The following is a 16337-nucleotide window of genomic DNA, read 5'->3' as shown; positions in this document are numbered from 1 at the left end:
GAGCATATGGGACTGTTTTTTTGTTTAATTAAGTAGGATCCCAATGCAAGATTCTGTTATTCAATTCAGCGATTTATCTCTGAATGATTCTATCCTTTCTGCTCTAGACGGAATGGGTTTCGTGTCACCAACTCCAATTCAGGCTGCGGCAATCCCACACCTATTGGAAGGTGCTGACGCGCTGGGTAAAGCACAGACGGGTACAGGTAAAACGGCAGCATTCTCTCTGCCTCTTCTAAACAAGCTAGATCTTGATCAACGTAAACCACAAGCAATCGTTCTTGCTCCAACTCGTGAGCTAGCGATCCAGGTTGCGGCTGAAATGAAAAACCTTGGTAAAAACATCAAGGGTCTTAAAGTTCTAGAAATCTACGGTGGTGCATCTATCGTAGATCAAATGCGTGCTCTTAAAAACGGTGCACACGTTGTTGTTGGTACTCCTGGCCGTGTTCAAGACCTTATCAACCGTGAACGTCTACATCTTGACGAAGTGAATACTTTCGTACTTGATGAAGCGGACGAAATGCTAAACATGGGTTTCGTGGACGACGTAACTGCAATCATGGAGCACGCTCCTGAATCAGCACAACGCGTTCTATTCTCTGCAACTATGCCACCAATGCTGAAAAACATTGTTGAGCGCTTCCTACGTGATCCTGTAACTGTTGACGTTGCTGGTAAAAACCACACTGTAGACAAAGTTCAACAGCAGTTCTGGGTAGTGAAAGGTGTAGAGAAAGATGAAGCTATGTCTCGTCTTCTTGAAACTGAAGAAACTGACGCGTCAATCGTATTCGTACGTACTCGTCAAGACACCGAGCGTCTAGCTGACTGGCTATCTGCACGTGGCTTCAAAGCTGCTGCACTGCACGGTGACATTCCTCAGTCCCTACGTGAGCGTACTGTTGATCACATCAAACAAGGTGTTATCGACATCCTAGTGGCAACTGACGTTGTTGCACGTGGTCTTGATGTTCCACGTATCACTCACGTATTTAACTACGACATCCCATTCGATGTTGAGTCTTACATCCACCGTATCGGTCGTACTGGCCGTGCAGGACGTAAAGGTAAAGCGATCCTTCTAGTTCGCACTAACCAAATCCGTATGCTTCGCACTATCGAGCGCGTGACTAAGTCATCTATGGAAGAAATCCAACTTCCTCTACGTGACCAAGTTGCAGAAGCTCGTCTAAACAAGCTAGCGGCTGAACTGGAAGCTGAGAAAGAGCACAAAGCACTAGACAAGTTCGCAGAGCTAGTAGAGAAACTACAAACTTCTCTAGAAATCGACCCTGCGATGCTTGCTGCAATGCTTCTTAAGCGTCAACAAGGTAAACGTCCTCTGTTCTACATTGGCGAAGACCCAATGGTTGAAGCAATTGAGCGTGACAAGCAGCGTCGTAAAGAACGCCGTGAAGGTGGTCGTGAAGGCGGTCGTAGCTTCAACAACCAAGACTGGGATACTTACCAGCTTCAAGTTGGTCGCGAGCAAGGCGTTCAAGTTAAAGATATCGTTGGCGCTCTAGCAAACGAACTAGGCCTAGGTAAAGGTTCTATCGGTGCGATCAAGCTAGCGCAAGGTCACACATTCGTTCAGCTACCAAAAGCAATGACTTCTGAAGCTGCGAGCAAGCTAAGCAAACTGCGTATCCGTCAACAAGATGTTGGTGCTGTAGTATGTGACTTCGACGATTTCCGCGAGTCTCGTGGTGGTCGCCGTGACGGTGGTCGTCGCGATGGCGGTCGTCGTGAAGGTGGTTTCCGTGGTAACCGCGAAGGTGGCAACCGTGGTGGTGAGCGTCGTGAAGGCGGTCGTCGTGAAGGTGGCTTCCGTGGTAACCGTGACGGTAACCGTGAAGGTGGCGAACGTCGTTTCGATCGTAACCGTGGTGGTGATCACCGTGGTAACTACCGTGGCGAACGTGGTCACGGCCGTGGCCGTCGCACTCAAGACGCATAATCAGCGCAGTACTACACAGTTACATAAATTGTTGTAGAGATTGATTTGAAAGCCGAGCATTAAGCTCGGCTTTTTTATTTATGCGCGTCGGGTATGACTTTGTTTGTCGTCGTGCTCGTTAACCCAATTAATCACTTCATTCAGCGGCAGCGCAGGGCAAAATAGGTAGCCTTGAATGATGTCGCAGCCTCTGCTTCTTAAAAAATACAGCGTGTCCATGTCCTGAACGCCTTCCGCTACCACTGAGTACCCTAAACCATGTGCTAGAGCTATCGTGTTCTCTACGATGGAACGAGAGCCTTCTGTGCGATTTGCTGTGCACAAAAACGAACGGTCGATTTTAATTTGATCCACAGGCAGATCCCGCAATAAAGAAAGCGACGAGTACCCCGTACCGAAGTCATCCAAACTGATTTTAATACCTAATCCTTTAATTTGGTGAATGAGTGGGTTGAGTTCTACAACTCTATCTATTGCCATGGTTTCCGTGATTTCCAAACTGATCAGATCGGCAAATTGCGGATTGTTTTCAAGCAGTTTCTCAAGACGATGGAAAAGAAGGTTCGAAGAGAGGTCTTTGGCTGAAAGGTTCACGTGTACGGGCAACTTAATGCCTTTTTCGATAAAGGTTTTGAGATCTTTTTCTACCTGGCCCAATACCCACATGGTGATGTTGTGGACTTGGTTGCTGCGCTCCGCGATAGGGATGAAGTCGTTGGGTGAGATAGTTTTCCCGTTTTCATCGTGCCAACGGATCACTGCCTCGAATCCGACAGCTAAATTGGTGTTCGCATCAATCAAGGGTTGGTAGTACAACTGAAACTCTTCTTTCTCTAACGCGCATTGAATGCGAGAGGAAATTTCAAGTTGGTACTTGGCACCCACGTTCATATCATCATGATAAAATGCGAATAAATTGCCGTTACGTTTGGCGTGGTACATGGCAATGTCGGCATGTTTAATCAAAAGATCATTTGAGATCGCGTCGTAAGGATAGGTGCTTATCCCAAACACGACACGTGAAGATACTTGGAACTCATCTAGGTGAAAGCGTGCAGAGAGGGCGCAATCTAGGCTTTCGATAAGTTCTGTGCCCGTTTTTTCACAGGCGGAAGAGGTGAGAATGACAAATTCATCGCCCCCCCACGCGGAAGATCTTGTCGCTCCCTTTGAGCTTGTCTTGCAATCGTTGACCAATCTGAATCAGTAACTGGTCTCCGCAGAAGTGTCCCATCGCATCGTTCACTTGTTTAAAGTTCACTACGTCAAACAGAATGACAGAGAAAGGGTCACCAGATTGTATTCTGTCATCAATCAGTTCGAAGCAATACTTGCGATTGGGAAGCCCTGTCAGGGAGTCATGAACCGCATTGCGTTTTTCTCGCTCCGCGACGCTGTGTAGCTCTAAGATGGAATCGTTGCTCCACTTGATGACTAAAACGACAAAAATACTGCCACCGAATAAGAGCAAAGAAACACCAGTTTCAAGCAATGATGCCACCGGTTTTTTCATGATTGCGTGCAAGAAAGCAGCATACGCAAAAATGAAGCAACTTATTAACATCAACAGCCATGTCCACCCGGGTACCTCTGTTTTCGAGCAAATATTTTTTGTCATCTGCCATCCCCAGCAGAGCAAAATCAAACCTAAGATCACTAATAAAAAGGCTATTGTGGGCACGCTATTACCCCGAATTATTGATGAGATTGTTATTTTTATACATCCAATAAACAACGTAGCTCATAGGTTTGAATTTGTACAAATTGACCAATTCATAAATTAGCTTTAACAAATCATATTTTTTAGACTTCAAATAAAATCAAAACTTGCTATAGATCAACAAAATTTGTTCAATCAAATCGCTTTCACTAAAAGATTGTTGAAAGATTAAAAAATTATTGAATAATAGGGGAGCAAACAAGAAGTACGCAGCGCGGAAGCGCAATTACAACCTCTGCTCCACAACAGGATAACTACATGTCTAATTCGTTTGTACTGGTGATCAACTCTGGTAGCTCTTCACTAAAATTTGCAGTCATCGATTCCGTATCGGGTGACGCGGTGCTAAGTGGTCTGGGCGAATGCTTTGGTCTATCAGACGCTCGTATGAGCTGGAAATTCAACGGTGAAAAAAAGGAAATCTCCATCGAAGGTGACGATAGCCATCACAAAATCGCTATCGGCAAACTAGTAGGTTTAACCGAAGAGTTAGGTCTAGCTCAAGACATCGTTGCTGTGGGCCATCGTATTGTTCACGGCGGTGAGAAATTCACTAAAACCGTTCGTATTACTGAAGAAGTTACACAAGAAATTGAGAAGCTTGCAGACCTTGCTCCACTTCACAACCCAGCTGGTGCTATCGGCATCCGTGCTGCTGTTGAAGCGTTTCCAAGCCTTCCACAATTTGCAGTATTCGATACAGCGTTCCACCAAACAATGCCTCAACGTGCGTTCACTGGTGCAATCGCTAAAGAACTTTACACTGATTTCGGCATTCGTCGTTACGGGTTCCACGGCACAAGTCATTACTTTGTAAGTCGCGAAGCTGCGAAGATGATCAACAAGCCGATTGAAGAATCGAGCTTCATCTCTGTTCACTTAGGTAACGGTGCTTCTGTTTGTGCAATCAACAATGGTGAATCTGTAGATACGTCTATGGGCTTCACTCCGCTGTCTGGTTTAATGATGGGTACACGTTGTGGTGACCTTGACCCAGGCATCATTGAGTACCTTCTGAAGAAAGGTTGGTCTCAAGAGAAAGTGTTCAACTCACTGAACAAAGCTTCTGGCTTCTTAGGTGTTTCTGGCCTAACAAGCGACGCACGCGGTATTTTGGAAGCAATGGAAGAAGGCCACGAAGGCGCTGCCCTTGCATTCCAAGTGTTCACATACCGTGTGTCTAAATACATCGCTTCTTACCTTGCTGCGCTTGATTCATTCGACGGCATCATCTTCACTGGCGGTATTGGCGAGAACTCTATGCCAATTCGTCGTGAAATTCTGAAAAACCTAAAACTGCTAGGTTTTGTTGAAGATGTGAAAGGTAACGAAGACGCTCGATTTGGTAACGCAGGTGTGATTGCTACATCTGAGTTGCTAGGTGCGAAAGCACTGGTTATTCCTACCAACGAAGAGTGGGTAATCGCTCAACAGTCGGTGGAACTGCTGTAAAACGGCAAAAATTTTGGGAACTAAGTCAAAGCTCTTTCCGTAAGGAAAGAGCTTTTTTTGATCTATCACTTCACTTTCCTCATATAAGCGTCTTGCCCGAATCTGATTGCGATTTTGTCGTTCACATTGATTAACAAATGTCCTCTAGTGATATTAATGTAATTAATTGTGAGCCAAGTCTAAATTCCAGTATACTGCTACCTGAGTAATATCGAGCTGTATAGATATAAATAATAAACCTTTGATTAATCAATAGATTGGTCGAGTAAGGGAAAGTAATGTTTTTTAATAAGTCGCTTCAACAAGAAAACCAACGATTAAAACAAGAGCTCTACAGCCTGCAACAGATCCAGCAAAGCCTAGACGAAGAAATGTTAAGGCTGACGTTGGATGCGAAAGGCAACGTCACATCGGCAAACCAAAAGTTTTTGCAGCAACTTTCACTGTCAGATAAGGACATCTTGGCGAAGCATATTTCTGACCTTGTACCATCAAACGTTAGAAATACTGACCACTTTTACCGCATGAAACAGTCGGTTCAAGCAAAAGCATTCTGGAATGGCGCGTTTCAAATCACCAAGGGGGATGGTGAAGAAGCGTGGTTAAGAGTGGTTATTCAGCCTGTGCGAAACACAAGTGACCAGGTTGAGAGCTTTTTTGTGTTTGCCTCTGAACTGACTCGAACGATCACGACATCGCGCGAGTACGAAGACATGCTGAATGCACTGAGCCGCTCGATGGCAGTCATTGAATTTACGTTAGACGGTACAGTGCTTAAAGCAAATGATAACTTCCTCAGCACGATGGGTTACAAGCATGAACAAATCGTGGGTAAGCATCACCGAATTTTCTGTTTGCCAGAAGAGGCAAACTCTTCGGCGTATCACGATTTTTGGAAAAGGCTGGCAAGTGGGCAGTTTGTTACCGACCGATTCAAACGCGTAGACCAATATGGCTCAGTCGTGTGGTTGGAAGCTTCTTACAACCCGATCCATAACGACAGAGGCGAGCTGTACAAAGTGGTCAAATTTGCGACCAACATTACTCAGCAAGTGCTTCAAGAGCAATCCATGGCGCAAGCGGCGCAGTTGGCGAATGAAGTATCTCAGGAAACGGGCACTCAAACCGTCCAAGGCCGTCAAGTAATCGGTTCTACCCTTGAGAAAATGCAGACCCTTTCAGAGCAAATGCAGCAAGCCAATGCCGCCATTGAAGATTTGAAAGCTCACTCATCGAAAATCAGTGAACTGGTGAATAGCATTAGCGGAATTGCTGACCAAACGAACTTGTTGGCACTTAACGCGGCAATAGAAGCCGCTCGCGCCGGCGATCATGGACGCGGTTTCGCGGTAGTTGCCGATGAAGTACGCCAGCTTGCCATGCGCACCAATACCACGACAGATGAGATTGTCTCGATGGTGACGGAAAACCTAGAGCGCACCAATAACGCTGTTGCACTGATTTCTCAGTGTCAAAAAGAGGCGCTTGATACGTTAGAGCTGTCTGAAAAGGCGGGCAATGTTATGAACGATATCCAAGACGGAGCAAGCCGAGTGGTTGAAGCTGTCGCACAGTTCAACCGCACCTTGTAATTAATCGCTTCAAAAACTTCTGCTTCAAAGAGCCCATTCTCGGTTCTAGTTTCCCTTCCTCGCTTCGCGAATACCGTTTATAGTGAGGAAGGCAACACGCTGTTATTTCTCGATGAAATCTCACCTGCAATGTATAATGCCGACGTTTCGCAAACGTTAACATCTTCCATTCTTATTACACACCTCGTCAGCATTTGCGATACGAATATAAATAACTTTCGTAGATTAAAATCGATATAAATATCCCCACTGATGACGATTCATCAGGCCTTTTTGTGAGTAATTATGTTTAACTCAGAACGCAAAGCGACCGTGATTCTGGTGGCCACTACGATGATAGCGGCACTGGGCTGGATTTTTTCCAAAGAAACGATACAAGGGCTGCCGCCCTTTGGTTTTATTGGCTTGCGATTTACCATCGCCTCTCTATGTTTACTGCCATTGTGTTACCGACCACTAAAAGCGGCACGGTTAAAAGACGTGTTGGCGGCTAGCGGTGTTGGTTTGCTGCTTGGTGGCGCTGTGATGACGTGGATTTACGCCATTTCAATCAGCGATACGCTAGGCGAGGGCGCATTTATTATGAGCCTCTCGATGCTGTTCGTGCCAATCGTGGCTTGGGTAATGTTTCAACAACGCCCTCAGCGCATCTTTTGGATCTCGTTACCTATTGCGGTGATTGGTTTAGCGTGCCTTTCATTGGCTGGAGGTTGGAAGCAGTCTGCGAGTCAACTCTGGTTTCTTGGAGCGGCGCTTATCTTGGCGCTACACTTTAATGTAAACAGCAAATATTCGCAGAAGTTGCCCGTTTTATTACTGACTTGTGTGCAGCTGTTTTCGGCAGGCTGTCTAGGTCTGTTGGTGTCGTTCTTGATGGAATCACGACCAGAGCAGGTGGATTCATCCATTTGGTGGTGGTTTGCGCTCAGTACGTTGCTTGCGACGAGTTTGCGTTACGTTATGCAGACGATGGGGCAAAAGTTTGTCCAAGCAGGGAATGCGGCACTGATTATGATCTTAGAGCCGGTTTGGACGGTTGTTCTCAGCATTCTTTGGTATGGCGAAGTTCTGACGGCCAATAAACTTGTTGGTTGTCTGCTGATTCTCTTTTCTTTGGTGATTTACCGCACTGGCGGCAGATTCCGCTTCCCCAAGCGAGCGTAAATACACGCTCTAAAGATGAACGACGATGGCAAATACTGAACATCAAGAAACATTAGATTTTTTAGATAAGCTGAGCGTTTGCTTGTATCGCGCTGGCATCAGTGTGTTTGCCATCGCGCTTTTGGGGTTGGCTGCGCTGGAAAGTCAATGGCTCGATGGGATGGATGGCAGGTATAGAGCAGTATTTGCGGTATTCACCATTGCTGGTGCAATGTCTGCGAGTAATATTCACGTTTACAGTAAGTCAGTTCGCACTATCATCAGTTGGTCTGGTTGGATAGGAGCGATCTTGATGGTCTGCGACCCAGAGTTAAATCGAGTGTGGCTCGCATTAGGCTTTATCTTTGTCACCTTTTCTGGGATTGCGTTGAAAGAGTCGTTCTGTTTCAAAGTCCTTGGCTTGAAATTGGTACCTACGCTGTTGGTTGTGACGACATTTGCGTTGTGGTTCGAACAGTCAACCATTGTTGCAATCTCTGCGCTTCTTGCGGGTTTGATCATGGCCTACTTATCTATAGCAAAATGGCGCATGCCACTGCACTTTGATATCGGCATCAAAGCGAATTATGAAGTCTAACGGGCGGGTTAGTTGAGCCCGTCATGCAAAGTGCGTTATTCCATTCTATGACGTAATGCCTGTGAAACTTTCGATGTTGGTTGGCGTTGCAGTTCATCGCTTATCATCCATCCTGCTTTGGCTAACAGCTCCAAATCCACGCCAGTTTCAATGCCCAAGCCTTGGCATAAATACAACACGTCTTCTGTAGCAACATTGCCAGATGCACCATGTGCGTACGGACACCCTCCCAATCCTGCGACACTGCTGTCTACCGTGGTGATGCCCATGCTTAAGGCCTGGTAGATATTTGCCAGCGCTTGTCCCCACGTATCATGAAAGTGTACGGCTAAACGTTGGCTTGGAATGCGTGCTAGCACCGATTCCAGCATTTCTTTTACACGATTAGGCGTACCGGTCCCGATCGTGTCGCCCAAGGACACCTCATAGCATCCCAACTCGATCAACGCTTGCGATATGTTGGCTACTTGTGTTGGAGATGTCGCCCCATCGTAAGGGCAATCGACGACGCACGATAGATATCCACGAACTGGAACATGGTATTTATCGGCCTGAACCATTAATGGCTCGAAGCGTTTCAAGCTCTCTGCAATTGAACAGTTGATGTTATGCTGGCAAAAACCTTCAGAAGCCGAAGTGAAAATGGCGACCTGATTGGCCCCAGCATCTAAGGCTTGCTCTAACCCTTGGAGGTTAGGGGTGAGTGCCGAGTAAGTCACCGAGGCTCTTCGCGTGATATTTTGCATGACTTCTTTGGAATCTGCCATTTGCGGAACCCATTTGGGTGAGACAAATGAGCCGGCTTCGATGTGACTCAAACCCGTGTCAGAAAGTAAATCAATCAGACGGATTTTAGTGCGAGTCGAAACCGGTGATTCATTTTGAAGTCCATCTCTAGGGCCAACTTCAACAATGTTTACGTTAGTAGGCAGTGTCATTCTTCCTCCGCATCAGGTTGATGGACCCAGCTCGGAGGCCGTTTTTCTAAGAAAGCTTGTAAACCGTCTTGCCCTTGCGGCGATACACGGATATCGGCGATCAATTGGCTGGTGTAGCGGATAAGCTGAGAATCAATGGGATTTTGGTGGCATTGTTCGCAGAGTGCTTTCGCTTTTCTCATCGCATCTGGGCTATTGAGTAGCAAAGAAGCGACGACTTCGCTTACGCATGATTCAAGCTCGTCATCTTCTTTCACTTCATGCACGATGCCAAACTGTTGCGCTTTAACCGCAGGGATGACTTCACCACTGAGGATGTAACGACGTGCTTGTCGATTGCCCATCGCACGCATCACGTATGGTGCAATGGTGGCGGGCACCAATCCCAATTTGACTTCACTCAAGCAAAACTGAGCGGAGTGGCTGGCGATAGCGATATCGCTGCAGCAAATTAGCCCCAATGCGCCACCAAAGGCTGAGCCTTGTACGACAGCGATGGTGGGTTGAGGGAAGGCATCCAACGTTTCCATTAAGCGAGCGAGGCTTTGTGCATCGACTAGGTTTTCTTTTCGGGTACTATTTGCCATCGATTGCATCCAAGCTAAGTCCGCACCAGAGGAAAAGTGTTTGCCATTACTGCGCAGCACTAAGCAACGCACATCGGTTCTTAGTGCAAGATAATCTAAGCGATGGATGATCAAATCAATCATGCAGGCATCGAAGGCATTGTGTTTCTTAGTCCGATTCAGCGTCAGTGTTGCAACACCGAATTCGTCAACCTGCCAAAGCACATCATTGTGTCGTTGAGCGTTTGGAACAATGCTTGGTTGTCTTTCCTGCATAATGATTTCCTTGTGAACGTTTATTTCAATTGCGCGGTTACATTCTAAAGATGCCAAATTCGCTATCAGGTATTGGCGCGTTGAGCGCGGCCATTAACGCTTGTGCAAGCACGTTTCGCGTCTCTTTGGGGTCAATGATGCCGTCGTCCCATAATCTTGCACTGGCAAAGTACGGATGCCCTTGGGTCTCATACAAGTCTATGATCGATTCTTTGAAAGTGTGTTCTTCTTGCTCGGACCATTCTTCGCCGCGACGTTGGTTTATCTCTTTGCGCACCTGAGTCAACACGCCAGCGGCTTGCTCTCCGCCCATTACGGAGATGCGTGCGTTTGGCGCACAGTTCAATAAAGTGCGCCCCTTTTTGTGAGGAGTCAGAAAACAAAATGCCATTGTTCGCGACAATACCAAGCAACTGACCATGAATGCGCGCAAAGCCGCACACCAGCGTGCGTCCGTAGAGGGCTTTAAACTCATCGAAATCCGAATCATCGACGATACGCGCGATGATTTCACGTACATCAAACGACAAACGCAAATTGGCATTCACAATGCCGTACATTTCTTCCGCATCGTAACGTGGTGGTAAGATGGCACTGTCTGATTTCGGCGGCTTTGGACGGTTCGCATTGGCAATCGCCTCGCGCGCTAAGTCTAAGGCGTGCTCATCGCTTTCGGCATAATAATCTGCCACCCCCGATTTTCGACAATGCACATCTGCGCCGCCGAGTTCTTCACCAGTCACGATTTCGCCCGTTGCGGCTTTTACCAATGGGGGCCCGGCTAAAAAGATGGTGCCTTGTTCTTTCACCATTATCGACACGTCTGCCATTGCTGGGACATAAGCGCCGCCTGCGGTGCACAGCCCCATAACAACGGCGATTTGAGGAATGCCTTTGGCCGACATTCTGGCTTGGTTGAAGAAGATACGGCCGAAGTGATCTTTATCGGGAAAAACGTCTGATTGATGAGGGAGATTTGCGCCGCCAGAGTCGACAAGGTAGACACACGGTAGTTGGCAACGCTGAGCTATCTCTTGTGCTCGAAGGTGCTTTTTCACGGTGAGAGGATAATAGGTGCCGCCTTTGACCGAAGGATCGTTGGCAATCACCATACATTGAATACCTTCGATCATGCCGATGCCAGCCACGACACCCGCGCATGGGATGGACTCATCGTACACTTGCCAAGCGGCGAACTGACCGATTTCAAGGAAGTTGCTGCCATCATCGAGCAAATGTGAAATTCGTTCTCGAACCGGGAGTTTTCCTTTTTGTCGCTGATGAGCAATGGCACGTTCGCCGCCACCGAGTTTGATGGTGGCGATGTCTTTTTGCAGCTTTTCAACCAGCATTTCCATCGCGGCTTGGTTAGAAAGAAACAGCTCGTCAGTTGGCTTGGTTTTGCTTTTTATGATGGCCATGATGACTTCCTTTTTCTAGCGAGTGAATCAGGATCTAGCGTGATTCCTCAAACAATTCGCGCCCGATGAGCATGCGGCGAATTTCGGAGGTTCCTGCCCCAATTTCATACAGTTTTGCATCACGCAGAAGACGTCCGGTTGCGTATTCATTGATGTAGCCATTACCGCCGAGTAGCTGAATGGCGTCGAGCGCCATTTGTGTTGCCAATTCTGCGCTGTACAAAATCACCCCAGCGGCATCTTTGCGCGTGCATTCACCACGATCACAAGCCGCCGCGACGGTGTAGACGTACGCTTTTGCAGCGTTCATACGTGAGTACATGTCGGCCAATTTGCCCTGCACAAGCTGAAACTCGCCGATGGATTTGCCGAACTGTTTGCGCTCATGCACGTAGGGGACGACGATATCCATACACGCTTGCATAATGCCGAGTGGGCCAGCAGCTAAAACAACGCGCTCGTAATCAAGCCCACTCATCAATACTTCGACGCCACAATTGAGTGCTCCGAGAATGTTTTCTTTAGGTACTTTGCAATTGTTGAAGACGAGCTCAGATGTGTTTGAGCCTCGCATTCCCAACTTATCGAGCTTTTGCGCGTCACTGAATCCGGTAAAACTGCGCTCGACGATAAACGCTGTGATCCCGCGCGATCCCGCATCAGCATCTGTTTTGGCGTACACAACGACCACGTCCGCATCGGGGCCGTTCGTGATCCACATTTTTGTGCCATTGAGTAAGAAGTGGTCGCCTTTGTCTTCGGCTTTTAACTGCATGCTGACGACATCCGAACCCGAATTGACTTCGCTCATCGCCAGAGCGCCTATGTGCGAACCATCAACTAATTTAGGCAGATACTTTTCTCGTTGCGTTGGGGTGCCGTTTCGAAAGATTTGATTTACGCAAAGATTAGAATGCGCGCCGTAGCTGAGTGCGACGGAGGCTGATGCTCGGCTTATCTCTTCCATTGCTACAACGTGGGCGAGGTAGCCCATTTCAGCACCACCATATTCTTCGCTGACGGTCACGCCAAGCAAGCCCATTTCGCCAAGAAGTGGCCATAAATGGCTCGGAAACTGATTGTAATGGTCAATATCGGCGGCAATAGGAGCTATATGCTCACTCGCGAACGCATTGACGTGATCTCGGAGCATATCAATGGTTTCACCGAGCCCGAAATTCAGCGGGATGTAGCTCGTTTTCATAACGTCTCCCTGTTACAGGTGTGTGACTGTGAAAATCGTGCACTGCTTGAGTGAGGGAAATTTGAGTTAGTGGCGTTGTTACTTTTCGTTGTTTTTTAGTGTTTGAAGGCAGCGTTCTTTTGCCGCATTGAGCTCGCCCATGACGACACCAATGTCATTTAACTGCTGTTGTAACACGGCTTGCTTTTCTTCAATGATATTAAGCATTTTGAGCAGCTGTTCATCCGTTTGTTGCATGTCGTAAAGTTCGAACAGTTCACGTATTTCTGCCAGTGAGAAGCCGAGCCGTTTCCCTCTAAGAATCAGTTTAAGTCGGATTTTGTCCCTACGCTGATAAACGCGCATATTGCCTTTTCGCTCTGGCTCAATCAGGCCAACATCTTCATAAAATCGAATACTGCGCGTCGTGATGTCGAACTCTTTGGCGAGATCACTGATTTTGTATTTTTCCATAACACACTTACCTCGAATAAAAATCCAGCTTCTCGAAATCTGACCATGACTGAATAAAAATTAGGTTGTTATCAATGTGTTTCTTTACCTCACTGTAAAGGCTAGTGCTATGCTTACGTAAACGTCAAGAAATCACAGTGCGATAATTTCGTTGCCGGATAAGGGATAGAGCTTCATCGTTTGAGGTGAGAAAACCTGAATAGGCAATTGTGGTGGGTAGTTCGTACGCTGTGATACACCGTTAGGGAACGCGAATCATGGGAAACGACATTTGGATTGTCAGTGCGAAAAGAACGCCAATTGGGCGCTTTCAAGGGCTGTTGCAACCGTACTCCGCACCGCAGTTAGGCGCATTTGCCATAAAGGCCGCGATGAAATCGCTGGGTGAAAACGTACTTTCTGAGACCGTAATTGATGAAGTGTTGATGGGCTGCGTGCTACCAGCCGGATGCGGACAAGCGCCGGCTAGACAGGCAGCGCTCGGTGCGGGTTTACCACCCAGTACAGGGTGCACAACCATCAATAAAGTTTGCGGTTCGGGAATGAAAAGCATCATGCTTGCTCATGACTTGATCAAAGCTGGCACCATTCGAACGGCTGTTGCTGGAGGTATGGAAAGCATGACGAATGCGCCCTATTTGTTGAAAGAGGCGCGCAATGGCATGCGATTAGGGCATCACTCCACTTACGATCACATGTTTCTTGATGGATTGCAGGATGCCTACGAAGGGCACTTGATGGGCGTTTATGCTCAGCAAATTGCAGATAGGCTCAAATTCAGCCGTGAGAAAATGGATGAGTGGGCAACCATGTCTGCAAAACGAGCGTTAGAAGCGCAAGAGCGTGGTTTGTTTGATGATGAAATTGCACCAATTGACATCCGGACAAAAACTGCCACAACCCATCTCGATTATGATGAGCATCCTCGCTCCATCGATCTAGAAAAAATTCCTCAGCTCAAACCCGCTTTCGATAAAAAAGGCTCAGTGACTGCGGCGAACTCCAGTGCCATTTCCGATGGTGCAGCCGCGTTGATTTTGATGGATGAAGAGACGGCGCGCCACCAAAATCTTACCCCGCTTGCCATTATCAAATCGCACGCGACTCATGCGAGAAAGGCGGATGAGTTTACGTTGGCTCCGGTCTACGCCATTGAACAATTGTTGTCGCAATTGGATTGGTCGATTGACGAAATTGATCTCTGGGAAATCAACGAAGCCTTTGCGGTAGTGACACAAATTGCGGTTGCGGAATTAGGGCTTGATTCAAGCAAGGTCAATATTAAAGGCGGAGCTTGTGCGCTCGGGCATCCAATTGGTGCCAGTGGGGCTCGAATTTTGGTCACATTGATCCACAGTTTAAGACAGCTACAAGCACTGGGAATTGATGGGGATGCAAGCAACAAGAAAGTGATGCGAGGCGTTGCGTCACTGTGTATTGGCGGTGGCGAGGCAACAGCGATAGGTATCGAGATCCCGCTGTAATTTCTGCACAGTTAACAAAGGAGTAAATGATGACTCGTTTGGTTCCCTTATTTATTGATGGTGAGTTTCGTGAGTCTCAAACCTCAGATTGGGTTGAGGTCACCAATCCCGCCACCAATGACGTAATCGCGTATGTGCCATGTTCGACAAATGCTGAGATGAAAGCGGCCATCGAAAGTGCGCAAACGGCTTTTCAATCTTGGAAAGAGGTGGCGGTATCAGAGCGAGCGCGTTTGATGCTTCGCTATCAGCATCTTTTGAAAGAACATCATGATGAAATCGCAACCTTACTTTCGCACGAAACGGGCAAAATCTTTGCCGATGCCAAAGGCGATGTTTGGCGCGGCATAGAAGTGGTTGAGCAAGCGGCCAACATTGCCAGCAACCTGATGGGAGAAACGGTCGAAAATGTCGCGACTGAGATCGACAGCTACTCTCTCATCCAGCCTTTGGGTGTGTGCTGCGGCATTACTCCGTTCAACTTTCCTGCCATGATCCCGTTGTGGATGTTTCCCATCGCAATCGCGAGCGGTAACACTTTCGTTCTTAAGCCTTCCGAGCAAGTGCCTTTAACCTCGATTCGCTTAGCTGAGCTTTTTGAAGAGGCGGGTGCGCCAAAAGGCGTATTGCAGATCGTTCATGGCCGCAAAGATCAAGTCGATTTCTTGCTTGCTCATCCCGATATTCGCGCGGTGTCTTTCGTCGGCTCAGTGCCTGTCGCGCAGTACATTTACACCACGGGAACTCAATACTTTAAACGCGTACAAGCCTTTGCTGGCGCTAAAAATCACATGGTTGTCATGCCTGATGCTAACAAAGAGCACGTCATCAACAACTTGGTGGGATCATCGGTTGGTGCTGCAGGGCAACGTTGCATGGCGATTTCAGTCGCGGTGTTTGTTGGTGAGTCAAAAGCCTGGATTGCCGATCTCAAACAAGAAATGGCGAAAATCCATCCCGGCGCTTGGGATGATGAGGATGCTGCGTATGGCCCATTGATCAGTGAGCAAGCCAAGCAGCGCGTTTTGGGTTTGATTGAGTTAGGCAAACAACAAGGTGCGGTGTGTGAACTTGATGGCAGCCAATGTGAAGTCGAAGGGTTTCCCGATGGTAATTGGATCGGGCCAACGCTGTTTAGCGGCGTAACGCCGAATATGTCGATTTACACCCAAGAGATTTTTGGTCCAGTTTTGGTCTGCATTGAAGTAGAGACGTTGCAAGAGGCGATCGAGCTCGTCAATCGCAATCCTTACGGTAATGGCACGTCGATATTCACCGCTAATGGCGCGGCTGCACGGAAATATCAGCACGAGATTCAAGTTGGTCAGGTCGGTATCAATGTTCCGATTCCGGTGCCTTTGCCATTCTTCTCCTTCACGGGTTGGAGGGGCAGTTTCTATGGCGATTTGCATGCGTATGGCAAGCAAGCTGTGCGTTTTTACACCGAGACTAAAACGGTAACGGCGAGATGGTTTGATGATGACATCCCAACAGGGCCGAATTTGACCATTCAACTGCGCTGAGTGA

Annotated in this window: 11 protein-coding genes and 2 pseudogenes; 7 read left to right on the top strand and 6 right to left on the bottom strand. The window is 47.6% G+C overall.

Going from position 1 to position 16337, the window contains the following annotated elements:
• Positions 1 to 43: 43 nt before the first annotated feature.
• Positions 44 to 1963 carry a DEAD/DEAH box helicase gene (locus NL646_RS03075; protein WP_025547263.1) on the top strand — a complete coding sequence of 640 codons (1920 nt, stop codon included), beginning with the start codon at positions 44 to 46 and terminating at the stop codon, positions 1961 to 1963.
• A 78-nt stretch (positions 1964 to 2041) separates the two neighbouring features.
• Here NL646_RS03075 and NL646_RS03070 read toward each other — a convergent pair.
• Positions 2042 to 3581 (bottom strand): annotated as a pseudogene (locus tag NL646_RS03070) (putative bifunctional diguanylate cyclase/phosphodiesterase).
• A 360-nt stretch (positions 3582 to 3941) separates the two neighbouring features.
• On the opposite strand from NL646_RS03070, the gene NL646_RS03065 reads away from it, so the two are divergent.
• The 4 genes from NL646_RS03065 to NL646_RS03050 all read left to right on the top strand — a co-directional run bounded on the left by NL646_RS03065 (position 3942) and on the right by NL646_RS03050 (position 8468).
• Positions 3942 to 5135 (top strand): acetate/propionate family kinase, encoded by a 1194-nt coding sequence (locus NL646_RS03065; protein ID WP_005483382.1) that lies wholly within the window; start codon positions 3942 to 3944, stop codon positions 5133 to 5135.
• A gap of 278 nt (positions 5136 to 5413) precedes the next feature.
• On the top strand, positions 5414 to 6727 hold the full coding sequence (locus tag NL646_RS03060; RefSeq protein ID WP_005498481.1) for a methyl-accepting chemotaxis protein: 1314 nt from the start codon (positions 5414 to 5416) through the stop codon (positions 6725 to 6727).
• 285 nt (positions 6728 to 7012) lie between these two features.
• Positions 7013 to 7891, top strand: a complete 879-nt coding sequence (locus tag NL646_RS03055; RefSeq protein ID WP_005485953.1) for a DMT family transporter — start codon at positions 7013 to 7015, stop codon at positions 7889 to 7891.
• Positions 7892 to 7916: 25 nt separating this feature from the next.
• Positions 7917 to 8468 (top strand): DUF2301 domain-containing membrane protein, encoded by a 552-nt coding sequence (locus NL646_RS03050; protein ID WP_015313064.1) that lies wholly within the window; start codon positions 7917 to 7919, stop codon positions 8466 to 8468.
• A gap of 35 nt (positions 8469 to 8503) precedes the next feature.
• Here the strand turns inward: NL646_RS03050 and NL646_RS03045 are convergent, their stop codons facing one another.
• The 5 genes and pseudogenes from NL646_RS03045 to NL646_RS03025 form a co-directional block, all read right to left on the bottom strand.
• Positions 8504 to 9406 carry a hydroxymethylglutaryl-CoA lyase gene (locus NL646_RS03045; RefSeq protein ID WP_253663829.1) on the bottom strand — a complete coding sequence of 301 codons (903 nt, stop codon included), beginning with the start codon at positions 9404 to 9406 and terminating at the stop codon, positions 8504 to 8506.
• Positions 9403 to 10248: an enoyl-CoA hydratase-related protein gene (locus NL646_RS03040; RefSeq protein ID WP_005456044.1), complete on the bottom strand. Its 846-nt coding sequence runs from the start codon at positions 10246 to 10248 to the stop codon at positions 9403 to 9405. The genes NL646_RS03045 and NL646_RS03040 overlap by 4 nt, the downstream gene beginning before the upstream one ends.
• Before the next feature lie 37 nt (positions 10249 to 10285).
• Positions 10286 to 11669: pseudogene (locus tag NL646_RS03035) on the bottom strand (carboxyl transferase domain-containing protein).
• A 34-nt stretch (positions 11670 to 11703) separates the two neighbouring features.
• Positions 11704 to 12873 (bottom strand): isovaleryl-CoA dehydrogenase, encoded by a 1170-nt coding sequence (locus tag NL646_RS03030; protein ID WP_005485970.1) that lies wholly within the window; start codon positions 12871 to 12873, stop codon positions 11704 to 11706.
• A gap of 78 nt (positions 12874 to 12951) precedes the next feature.
• On the bottom strand, positions 12952 to 13326 hold the full coding sequence (locus tag NL646_RS03025; RefSeq protein ID WP_005455792.1) for a MerR family DNA-binding transcriptional regulator: 375 nt from the start codon (positions 13324 to 13326) through the stop codon (positions 12952 to 12954).
• A 257-nt stretch (positions 13327 to 13583) separates the two neighbouring features.
• On the opposite strand from NL646_RS03025, the gene NL646_RS03020 reads away from it, so the two are divergent.
• Together NL646_RS03020 and NL646_RS03015 are read left to right on the top strand one after the other, a co-directional pair.
• Positions 13584 to 14810: a thiolase family protein gene (locus NL646_RS03020; protein WP_140073554.1), complete on the top strand. Its 1227-nt coding sequence runs from the start codon at positions 13584 to 13586 to the stop codon at positions 14808 to 14810.
• Positions 14811 to 14839: 29 nt separating this feature from the next.
• Positions 14840 to 16333, top strand: a complete 1494-nt coding sequence (locus NL646_RS03015; protein ID WP_140073553.1) for a CoA-acylating methylmalonate-semialdehyde dehydrogenase — start codon at positions 14840 to 14842, stop codon at positions 16331 to 16333.
• The last annotated feature ends 4 nt before the right edge of the window (positions 16334 to 16337 follow it).

This window comes from Vibrio sp. Y20_XG_PY13, from assembly GCF_024181925.1.
GTDB classification, from domain to species: Bacteria; Pseudomonadota; Gammaproteobacteria; order Enterobacterales; family Vibrionaceae; genus Vibrio; species Vibrio parahaemolyticus.
The sequence above is the reverse complement of the archived record's forward strand: the minus strand, read 5'-3'. Positions and strand labels throughout refer to the sequence as shown.